This window comes from Mycobacterium sp. NAZ190054, assembly GCF_001545925.1.
GTDB lineage: Bacteria > Actinomycetota > Actinomycetes > Mycobacteriales > Mycobacteriaceae > Mycobacterium.
Window position 1 is genome coordinate 1 of record NZ_LMVQ01000138.1, and the last position, 9,340, is coordinate 9,340.

The 9,340-nt window shown below is 69.2% G+C and carries 14 protein-coding genes and 1 pseudogene; 10 read left to right on the forward strand and 5 right to left on the reverse strand.

Annotated elements, in window-relative coordinates; genetic code table 11:
* The first annotated feature begins 121 nt into the window (after positions 1–121).
* Genes purT through ASJ79_RS11705 form a run of 5 tightly spaced genes read left to right on the forward strand, consistent with a single transcriptional unit; the run spans position 122 to position 3,786 of the window.
* The gene (purT, locus tag ASJ79_RS11685) at positions 122–1,276 is read left to right on the forward strand and encodes a formate-dependent phosphoribosylglycinamide formyltransferase (protein WP_067955280.1); all 1,155 of its coding nucleotides are present in this window, start codon (positions 122–124) and stop codon (positions 1,274–1,276) included.
* Positions 1,273–1,728, forward strand: a complete 456-nt coding sequence (locus ASJ79_RS11690) for a lumazine-binding protein (RefSeq protein WP_067955281.1) — start codon at positions 1,273–1,275, stop codon at positions 1,726–1,728. The genes purT and ASJ79_RS11690 overlap by 4 nt, the downstream gene beginning before the upstream one ends.
* Before the next feature lie 19 nt (positions 1,729–1,747).
* Complete coding sequence (locus tag ASJ79_RS11695) at positions 1,748–2,161, forward strand: rhodanese-like domain-containing protein (protein WP_067955282.1); 414 nt, start codon at positions 1,748–1,750, stop codon at positions 2,159–2,161.
* A complete protein-coding gene (locus ASJ79_RS11700; protein ID WP_067955283.1) occupies positions 2,158–3,381 on the forward strand; it encodes an O-succinylhomoserine sulfhydrylase in 1,224 nt (407 codons plus the stop codon). The genes ASJ79_RS11695 and ASJ79_RS11700 overlap by 4 nt, the downstream gene beginning before the upstream one ends.
* Positions 3,382–3,786, forward strand: a complete 405-nt coding sequence (locus tag ASJ79_RS11705) for a hypothetical protein (protein ID WP_067955284.1) — start codon at positions 3,382–3,384, stop codon at positions 3,784–3,786.
* On the opposite strand, the gene ASJ79_RS11710 is transcribed toward ASJ79_RS11705, so the two are convergent.
* From ASJ79_RS11710 to ASJ79_RS11725, 4 genes are read right to left on the reverse strand one after another with little or no spacing between them, the layout of a single operon-like run.
* Entirely contained in the window at positions 3,769–4,623 is an 855-nt protein-coding gene (locus ASJ79_RS11710; RefSeq protein WP_067955285.1) for an SDR family oxidoreductase, read from the reverse strand. The genes ASJ79_RS11705 and ASJ79_RS11710 overlap by 18 nt on opposite strands.
* Before the next feature lie 20 nt (positions 4,624–4,643).
* Positions 4,644–5,399, reverse strand: coding sequence for a DUF899 family protein (locus ASJ79_RS11715; RefSeq protein ID WP_067955286.1), 756 nt, complete (start codon positions 5,397–5,399; stop codon positions 4,644–4,646).
* A gap of 20 nt (positions 5,400–5,419) precedes the next feature.
* Entirely contained in the window at positions 5,420–6,088 is a 669-nt protein-coding gene (locus ASJ79_RS11720; protein WP_231750825.1) for a maleylpyruvate isomerase N-terminal domain-containing protein, read from the reverse strand.
* On the reverse strand, positions 6,081–6,761 hold the full coding sequence (locus ASJ79_RS11725; protein WP_067955288.1) for a DUF899 domain-containing protein: 681 nt from the start codon (positions 6,759–6,761) through the stop codon (positions 6,081–6,083). Before ASJ79_RS11725 ends, ASJ79_RS11720 begins: the two co-directional genes overlap by 8 nt.
* Before the next feature lie 89 nt (positions 6,762–6,850).
* Here ASJ79_RS11725 and ASJ79_RS11730 point away from each other — a divergent pair, with 89 nt between their 5' ends.
* From ASJ79_RS11730 to ASJ79_RS11745, 4 genes are read left to right on the forward strand one after another with little or no spacing between them, the layout of a single operon-like run.
* The gene (locus tag ASJ79_RS11730) at positions 6,851–7,183 is read left to right on the forward strand and encodes a helix-turn-helix transcriptional regulator (RefSeq protein WP_067955289.1); all 333 of its coding nucleotides are present in this window, start codon (positions 6,851–6,853) and stop codon (positions 7,181–7,183) included.
* A complete protein-coding gene (locus tag ASJ79_RS11735) occupies positions 7,180–7,617 on the forward strand; it encodes an SRPBCC domain-containing protein (RefSeq protein ID WP_067955290.1) in 438 nt (145 codons plus the stop codon). Before ASJ79_RS11730 ends, ASJ79_RS11735 begins: the two co-directional genes overlap by 4 nt.
* Positions 7,610–8,113 (forward strand): GNAT family N-acetyltransferase, encoded by a 504-nt coding sequence (locus tag ASJ79_RS11740; RefSeq protein ID WP_156448386.1) that lies wholly within the window; start codon positions 7,610–7,612, stop codon positions 8,111–8,113. Before ASJ79_RS11735 ends, ASJ79_RS11740 begins: the two co-directional genes overlap by 8 nt.
* Positions 8,114–8,123: 10 nt before the next feature.
* On the forward strand, positions 8,124–8,414 hold the full coding sequence (locus tag ASJ79_RS11745; protein WP_082753787.1) for a hypothetical protein: 291 nt from the start codon (positions 8,124–8,126) through the stop codon (positions 8,412–8,414).
* Here the strand turns inward: ASJ79_RS11745 and ASJ79_RS11750 are convergent.
* Positions 8,396–9,130, reverse strand: a complete 735-nt coding sequence (locus ASJ79_RS11750; protein WP_067955291.1) for an MBL fold metallo-hydrolase — start codon at positions 9,128–9,130, stop codon at positions 8,396–8,398. The genes ASJ79_RS11745 and ASJ79_RS11750 overlap by 19 nt on opposite strands.
* 35 nt (positions 9,131–9,165) lie before the next feature.
* Between ASJ79_RS11750 and ASJ79_RS32145 the strand changes: the two are divergent.
* Positions 9,166–9,340 (forward strand): annotated as a pseudogene (locus ASJ79_RS32145) (LLM class flavin-dependent oxidoreductase); the annotation flags it as partial.

The window sequence follows — 9,340 nt, forward strand, 5'->3', positions numbered from 1 at the left end:
CTGTCCGACAGCGATCTGGTCGCCGCGCACCGGGTGTTCACCGCGCTGATCGACGCGATGGGGTCGTTCCGGGCGGCGCTGGACGCACGACCGAGGGACGATCTGGCAGGGTGGAAGATCGATGACTGAGACGACGTACGGGGAGACGGTGCTGCTGCTCGGCGCAGGGGCGCGCAGCAGTGAACTCGCGCTGGCGTTCCAGCGGCTCGGCGCCGAGGTGGTCGGCGCGGCCGGCCATGGTGACGCGCAGGCGTTGACGGCGCTCATCGACGAGCATCGGCCCAGCCACGTGGTCGTCGACGTGGCGGCGGTCGCGACGGAGGTGCTGCCGGCGCTGCTGACCGTCGCCGACCGCGACGACGTCGAGGTGTTCCCGACCCCACGCGCCATCCGCCTGTCGCTGGACGGTGAGGGGTTGCGCAAGCTCGCCGCCGACGAATTGGGGTTACCCACCGCGCCGTTCTGGTTCGCAGGCTCGGTGGAGGAGCTCACCGCCGTCGCCGCGCACGCCGGGTTTCCCTTGGTGGTGAAACCCGTCGCCGCCGCCCCGGGGGTCGGCGAGTCGGTGTTGCTGCGGCCCGATGACGTGGAGCCGGCGTGGCAATTGGCGGTCGCAGGCGGGGACAAGCACGCCATGCAGCGCGTCATCGCCGAGGCCGTCGTCGAGGTCGACTTCGAGGTGACCTTGCTGACGGTGCGCACGACCGGGGCCGCGGGGCCCTCGGTGCACTTCTGCGAGCCGATCGGCCATCATCAGAACGATGCCGACGCACTGGAATCGTGGCAGCCCCAACAGCTTTCACCCACCGCGCTGGACTCGGCGAAGTCGATCGCCGCACGCATCGTCAACTCCCTCGGTGGCCGGGGGGTGTTCGCGGTCGAACTGCTGGTCCGCGGCGACGAGGTCTACTTCTCCGACGTCAGACCGCGACTGCAGGACAGCGGGCTGGTCACGCTGCGCTCGCAACGTCTGTCGCAGTTCGAGTTGCACGCCCGCGCGATCCTCGGGCTGCCGGTGGACACGATCATGATCTCGCCCGGTGCCGTCGAGGTGAGCTACTCCGACGGCGAGAGCCGGGACGTGACCAGCGGTGAGATGCGCGCTGTGCTGGCCGACGCGCTCGCGGTCGCCGAGAGCGACGTCCGGGTGTTCCCGGCCGGCGCGACGTCCGGGGAGAAGCAGTGGTCGGCGCTGTCGACGGCGACCGCCCAGGATCCGATCGTGGCGCGCGATCGCGCCCGCCGCGTCGCGACGGCCGTGCGCAGGCTGCGGTGACCGGGCCCGAGGAGACCGACGGCACGCAGTCCAACGGCGCGGCCGTCGCCCCGTTCCTCGGGGCGCTGGCGATCATTGTGGCCGTCGTGATCGGAATCTGGTTGATCAACGTGTTCTCCGGCGACGGCCTGACCGAGGAGCAGCAGATCGCCCGTGCCGCGTCCGGTCAGAACGACGCGCTGCAGCGTGCGGACTACGCTGATTTCCGCGCGTTCACCTGCGTCGAGCAGCAGGCCGACGAATCCACAATTCTTGAGGCGCAACAGGAATCGGTGCAGAAGCGCGGTGAGCGGTTCGTCGACCGGGTGGCCGGTGTCGTGGTCGACGGCGACCGGGCCAGTGCCGACATCACCTACTACTTCGATGAGGACGAGGACGCCAAGGAGACCGTGGAGATGGCGTTCGTCCGGGAGGACGGGACGTGGAAGGTCTGTTCGACCGGTCCCAGCTAGCTGTGGGACACTCTCGACCGTGAGCTATGCCGGAGACATCACGCCCGAGCAGGCATGGACCCTGCTGAGCGAGAACCCCGACGCGGTGCTCGTCGACTGCCGGACCGAGGCCGAGTGGCGATTCGTCGGAGTGCCTGACCTGTCCGTGCTGCGCCGCGATGTCGTCTACATCGAGTGGAACCGCACCGACGGCAGCCGCAACGAACGCTTCGTCGACGACCTGTTGGCCGCGGGGATCACCCCGGGCGAGCGGCCGGTGGCCTTCCTGTGCCGCTCCGGCAACCGTTCCATCGGCGCGGCCGAAGCCGCCACCGGGGCCGGAATCGGGCCGTCCTACAACATCCTGGACGGGTTCGAGGGTCACCTCGACGAGAACAAGCACCGCGGCGGCACCGGCTGGAAGGCCGTCGGGCTGCCCTGGACGCAGTCATGAGCGAGGCGCCCGGTCCGGTCCCGTCGGTGCGGATCCCCGCCGAACTGCCGGGCGGGGTCAGTCAGGCCACCATCGGGGTGCGTGGCGGGTTGCTGCGGTCGGGATTCGAAGAGACCGCCGAGGCGATGTACCTGACCTCGGGATACGTCTACGAGTCGGCGGCGGACGCGGAGAAGGCCTTCACCGGCGAGATCGACCGCTATGTGTACTCGCGCTACGGCAACCCGACGATCTCGATGTTCGAGGAGCGGCTGCGTCTGTTGGAGGGCGCCCCCGCCTGTTTCGCGACGTCGACGGGCATGTCGGCGGTGTTCACGTCGCTGGGGGCGCTGCTCGGCGCCGGCGACCGGCTGGTGGCCGCGCGCAGCCTGTTCGGGTCGTGCTTCGTGGTGTGCAGCGAGATCCTGCCGCGCTGGGGGGTCGAGACGGTCTTCGTCGACGGTGACGACCTCGAGCAGTGGGAGCGGGCGCTGTCGGTGCCGACCCAGGCGGTTTTCTTCGAGACCCCGTCCAATCCGATGCAGTCGCTGGTCGACATCGCCGCGGTGTGCGAACTCGCGCACGCCGCCGGCGCGAAGGTGGTGCTGGACAACGTTTTCGCGACCCCGATCCTGCAGCAGGGCATGCCGCTGGGCGCCGACGTGGTCGTGTACTCGGGCACCAAGCACATCGACGGGCAGGGCCGCGTGCTCGGCGGGGCGATCCTCGGCGACACCGAGTACATCGACGGGCCGGTGCAGAAGCTGATGCGCCACACCGGCCCGGCGCTGAGCCCGTTCAACGCGTGGACGCTGCTGAAGGGCCTGGAGACCCTCGCTCTGCGGGTACACCACCAGAGCGCGTCGGCGCACCGCATCGCGGAGTTCCTGGAGCAGCACCGGTCGGTGAGCTGGGTGAAGTACCCGTTCCTGGAGTCGCACCCGCAGTACGACCTGGCCAAGCGCCAGATGACCGGCGGCGGCACGGTGGTCACCTTCGAGCTCGCGGGCGGCAGCAAGGAGCGGGCGTTCGAGGTGCTCGACAAGCTGCAGATCGTCGACATCTCCAACAATCTCGGCGACGCCAAGTCGCTGATCACCCATCCCGCCACCACGACCCACCGCGCGATGGGGCCGGAGGGGCGTGCCGCGATCGGCCTCGGTGACGGCGTGGTGCGGATCTCGGTCGGGCTGGAGGGCACCGAGGATCTGATCGCCGATCTGGACCGGGCGTTGTCGTAGGTGTCCCGTCGATCGGATCAGAAGAAGGCCCGCCGCAAGAAGCGCCAGGCGGCCCGGGGTCAGACCTGGATTCCGGCCGGCGTCGTCGAGGAACTCCAGATCGCCTCGGAGCTGGAGGATTTCGACGCCAGGTTGACCGAGCGCGGCTGGGAATTCTCACTGGACGTCGATGACGAGACTGGTGCGGCGTGGTACTGGCCGGCCTCGGAGGCCGACGTCCCCGACGAAGACGAGGTCGTCAACGTGACGGTGGTGCTGCTGACCCCCGAGGACGGCGGCGAGATCGCCCACGTGGTCTTCGTCGGGACCGCCGACGACTACCAGTTCAACCTCGACGAGCTGTTCGAGCACCTCGATGTGATCGAGGCGTACCGGATCGGTGATCCGCTACCGGTCTTCGGATAGGCCGAGCGCGGACCGGGCACGCTGTTCGTAGCCCTGCCGCTCGGCGGTGTCGAACTCGAGGAACACGTTGTCCAGGCCGAGTTTCCTGTTCATCCAGCGGCGTCCGCGCGGGCCGAGCATCTGGGCGGCCTGCGCGGTGAAGCGCAGGAACGGCGGCACGGCGACATGGGTCTTGGGCTTGTCGAGTGTCTTCACGATGGCCGCGGCGATGTCCCCGGGTTCCACGGGTTTGGTCCCCAGGGTCTCCCGGGTGCCGGAGATCAGCTCGGTCTTGGTGAACGGCGGCATCACCACCGACACGTGCACGCCGTGCCGGGCCACCTCGTCGGCCAGTGCCGCGGACAGGCCGACCACGCCGAACTTCGCGCCGACGTAGACCACCTGTCCGGGCACCGGGATCACGCCGGACAGCGACGCGATGTTGATGATGTGGCCCCGGCGGCGGGAGATCATGTCGGGCAGGGCGAGCTGGCAGCCGGCGATCACGCCGTACAGGTTGACCTCGATCGACGAGCGGATCGCCTCCTCCGACTGCTCCAGGAACGGGCCGATCGGCATCACACCCGCGTTGTTGATGAGCACGTCGATGTGGCCGCCACCGTCGGTGCGGGCCTTGTCGAGGAACGTCGCGAACGACTCCCGGTCGGTGACGTCGAGGGGGTAGCCCGACGCCGGTCCCAGGTTGGTCAGCCTGGCCACCGACGATTCCTGCAGCGCGACGTCGCGGTCGCCGATCACCACGCGCGCGCCGCGCTTGAGGAGAGCCTCGGCAGTCGCATATCCGATGCCGCGGGCGGCGCCGGTGATCGCGATGGTCTTGCCCCGGATGTTGTCCATGCGGGCGAACTTTACACATGTCAAGTTTCGCTGGGAAGGCTTGGCGCCAGGTCGTCCGAGCGGCCGCCGGCCAACCGTGACCACTGCGCGATCGGCCGGCCCTCGCTGCGCGTGTTCGAGCCATCGACCTGCCAGTGCTGCGGCCAGCCCGGAGGCGAGTCCTCCCAGGGCTCCTGCCTGCCGAACACGGTGAGATCCATCAGCGCCAGGCTGTAGTCCATGGCCTCGACGCCGCGCCGGGTGGTCCAGTAGGTCTCGAAGACGCGGTCACCGTCGCGCAGGTAGCAGACGATGTGCATCATCCCGACCCGCCGCCCGACGAGAAGCCGGTCCAGCGACGGCAGGGCCGAGTACCAGGGCATCTCCCAGCCCATGAACTCGCGGTAGCGCGCGCTCTCCGGGTAGGGGCCCTGGCAGAAGACGGCGTAGGTGATGTCCCGCGAGTGCAGGTAGGACAGTTCGGTGACCTGGGTGGTCACCCACGTGCAACCCTCACACTGTTCAGGCGCCGGGTGTCCGGCGTGCCACATGAAGTAGTAGGCGAGAAGTTGCCTGCGGCCCTCGAACGCGTCGAGCAGGGGCACCGCTCCGTCGGGCCCGGTGAGTTGCAGGCTCCCGTCGATCTCGACCATCGGCAGCCGCCGGCGTGCCGCCGCGATCGCGTCGCCCTCCCTGGTGTGCGCCTTCTCCCGGTCCCGCAGCCGGTCCAGTTCGGCCTGGAACGTCGTGCGGTCGACCACCGGTGGCATCGGGGTGTTCGGGGGCGGTCCGGTCATGGCGGTAGCTCTCCTTCGATCTACTCGACGACGTCGGAAGACGCGGGCCCGAACAGGCAGAGATGCGCGAGAACCGGCGCGGGATCCGCCGACCAGTCCATGGCGGCGAGCTGGGACCGGCTGCGGCGGCCAAGCCGCCAGCGCAGCGCCTCGAATCGTGTTGTGCGTAGTACCAGTTCGTTGCCGTCGGCGGGGCCGCTGCGGTACTGGGCATCCTCGACCACCACGCGCAACGGTGCCGGCGTGCTCAACATCGACAGCACCTGGTCAGCGGTCCAGCGCACCGACTCCTCCTCGCGCGCACCGGGTCTGCCGAGCGCGGTGCGGATGTCGTGTTCGTGGCAGGCGATGTCCCCCAGTGGCGGTTCCAGCCCGTCGTCCCGGGCTCTTCGGGCCAGCCGGTCGGCCATGTCCGACCATGTTCCGAGCAGGGCTGTTTCGTCGATCGCGTCGAACCGCCGGACGTGTTCTGCGGTCTGGGCGTCGGTCGGCACGCCGGCCAGCGAGCCGTCGGCCCAGTCCTGGGCGACGGCGGTCATGTGCGACACCACGTCGCGTACGGTCCAGCCGGGGCAGGCGTCCACCGGGCTGCCCCATGCGGCAGGTCCGGTCGCGGTCAGCAACTCGGTGATCCGTTCCCGGGTGTCCTGGTATACCCCGGCCATCCACGGGGCGGCTTCTTCAGGCACTCCAGCGCCACCATTCGTACGGAGCGGACTGCGGATATCCGGGCGGCGAATCCTCCCAGCTCTCCTGCCGTCCCAGGGCCGTGATGTCGAGGAAGCTCCACGTGTTGACGAACGCCTCGTCGCCGCGGTCTTTGACGAAATAGGTCCGGTACACCCGGTCGCGGCCGTCCTCCCCGGCCCAGCGGACGAACGCGTTGGTGCCGTGCCACTGGTCCACGCCGAAGTCGACGTCGAACGCCGCGTTCTCGTCGGGAAGCATGGTGTACCAGGGGATTTCCCAACCCATCCGAGACTTGATCCGCTCGATGTCGGACAGGGGACCCCGCGAGGTGTAGACCAGCGTGGTGTCGCGGGCGTTCAGGTGTGTCAGGTCGGGGATGTGGTCGGCCATCAAAGAGCAGCCCACGCAACCGTGTTCGGGCCAGCCGTGCACGCCCGGGTCCATGAACGCCCGGTACACGATCAGCTGTCTGCGTCCGGCGAACAATTCGCGCAGGCTCCGAATGCCTTCGGGGCCCTCGAATCTGTAGTCCTTGTCGACCGGCGTCCAGGGCATCCGCCGGCGCTGGGCGGCGAGTGCGTCGCGTGCCCGGGTGAACTCCTTCTCCTTGACCAGCATGTCGGCGAGGGCCGATTCCCACTCCGGGGCCGACACGATCTGCGGGACTTCCACGCGTCCTCCTTTCCGGGGGAATCATTCAACAGATCCATTGAACGATTGCCGTCCTCAGCAGACCATGCGCGAGGGCTATAGTCAACAGAATGGTTGAAGATCCGGTGCTGGACCGCGCGTACTCCGCGCTCGCCGATCCCACCCGCCGGTGGTTACTGGAGACACTTCGCGGAGGTGACGCGCGCATCACCGACCTGGCCGCCCCGCTTCCGATGACCTTCGCCGGCGTCTCACGCCACATCGGGGTCCTGGAGGCCGCCGGTCTGGTACGCCGTGAGGTGCGGGGGCGGGAGCACTGGCTGTCGCTGCAGCCGGAGGGCCTGTCCGCGGCCCGCGCGTGGATGGACGAGCAGACCGGGTTCTGGTCCACCCGCGCCGACGCGCTGTCGGAACGGCTACGCCAGAAGGGGCGCCGCCGATGACGGGGGCCCCGGTGGTCCGGGTGCAACGAGTCCTGGCCGCGGCGCCCGAAGACGTCTTCGACGAATGGCTGGATCCCGAGGCGCTCGCCGACTGGATGTGCCCACGTCCATCCCGGTGCGTGGCGATCACCATCGAGCCGCATGTCGGTGGCCGCGTGCGGTTCGACGTCGACGACTCCGGCCGGCTGGTGTTGATCACCGGCCAGTTCCTCGACATCGACCGGCCGAACCGGTTGCGGTTCACCTGGACTCACTCCGGGTGGGCGGACCCCACCGCGACGAGCATCGTCGAGGTCGCGTTCGAGCCGCACGGGGACGGTGCGACGCTGATGTCCATCGAGCATTCGCTGTTGCCGCCCGAGGCGTTCGAGGATCACGACCAGGGTTGGTCGGTCACCGCGGATCAGTTCGTGGCGCTGCTGCCGCGTGCGTGAGCCGGCCGAATCCGTGGAGGGTCTGCGCTTCGTGGCGGTGGGTCAGGACGACCCGCTCGCCGCGCCGCTGATCGACGAGCTCGCCGTCGAATACGCCCGCCGTTACGGCGGAAACACCGACAGGGTGCACGCCTGGCTGCGGGGATACCCGGCCGACGAGTTCGCCCCGCCCCACGGCGGGCTGCTGATCGGCGTGCTCGACGGGCGGCCGGTCACCGGCGGCGCGTTCCGCCGCTTCGACGACACCACCGCCGAACTCAAACGCATCTGGACCGACAGCGCCCACCGGCGCCGCGGCCACGGCCGTGCGCTGGTGTCGCGACTGGAAGCCGACATCGCCGCGCGGGGTTACTCCCGCGTCTACCTGACGACGGGGGACCAGCAGCCCGAGGCGGAGGCGCTGTACTCATCCATGGGGTACCAGCGGCTGCCCGAGCCGCTGCCCGCGGAACGGGAGATGTATCCGATCGCGTTCCTGAAGCATCTGCAGCTATAGGCTTGCCGGTGTGTCGCAGGCGACCGTCGGCTGGTTGATGCTGGCCGCTGCCGCACTGACCTTTGTGATCGGCGGGATCTCCCGGCTCCTCGTCGGCCGCAAGCGGGACAGTAAGCCGGTGCGCCTGCTGGTCAAGGTGTTCCGCAGGACGGGAATCGCCCGCGTGCTGTTCGGGCGGTTCGAGTCCGACGTCCTCGACGACGAGGAACTCGACACGATGATCCTGATGCCGGCCATCGTCGTCGCCTGCGGCCTCGCGCTGACCGCGCTGTTCCTGCTCGGTTACGACAGTCTTGCCTGAGCGACCGCCTCGCTGACCGGTCCCCGCCACACCGGGCCGTGGCCGGGCAGCAGCACCTCGGTGTCCAGCATGCCCAGCGCCTCCAGGCTGCGCCGGCACGCGTCCTCGTCGTGGTTGAACACCGACGGCAGCAGCTGCGGTCCCCGCCGCGTGGTCACCGGGTGGCCCGTGACCAGGGCGTCCCCGCTGACCAGCACACCGTCCACCAGATACGAGCAGTGCCCGCCGGTGTGGCCGGGCGTCGGGACGCACCTGGGCGCACCGGGCAACCCGGCGGCGATGTCGTCGGTCAGCGCCGCCGTGGTCGGAATCCCGCTGTGGTCGAGGCCGCCCTTGCCGATGATGGCCACCGACCACTTCAGCCACCGCGGCCGCCACGCCTGCGCGGCGACGGCCAGCGGTGAAGCCTGCTCCAGGTACTCCCGCTTGGAATGGCCGATCTCGGCGGGGTGGCAGTACACCGGGGTGCCGTGCTCACGCGCAAACCAGATCGCAGACCCGAAATGGTCGATGTGCGCGTGCGTCAACAGGATTGCCTGCACATCGTCGGGCCGGAAGCCGAGCCGGCGCACCGAGCCGACGACCTCGTCGCGGCTGCCCGGAAACCCCGCGTCGATCAGGATCACCCCGTCCTCGCCCGTCACCAGCGTCCAGTTGACCAGGTCGGTCCGGGCGAAGTGGACGCGTTCGGTGATGGGCGTCAAGGCTGCCGGCATGTCCGCGAGCTTAATGAGTGGAGTAGAACAGAAGCGTGGCTGAACTGAGACTGGGATACAAGGCGTCGGCGGAGCAGTTCGCTCCGCGCGAGCTCGTCGAACTGGCCGTCGCGGCCGAAGAGCACGGGATGGACAGTGCGACCGTCAGTGATCACTTCCAGCCGTGGCGGCACCAGGGCGGGCACGCACCGTTCTCGCTGGTCTGGATGA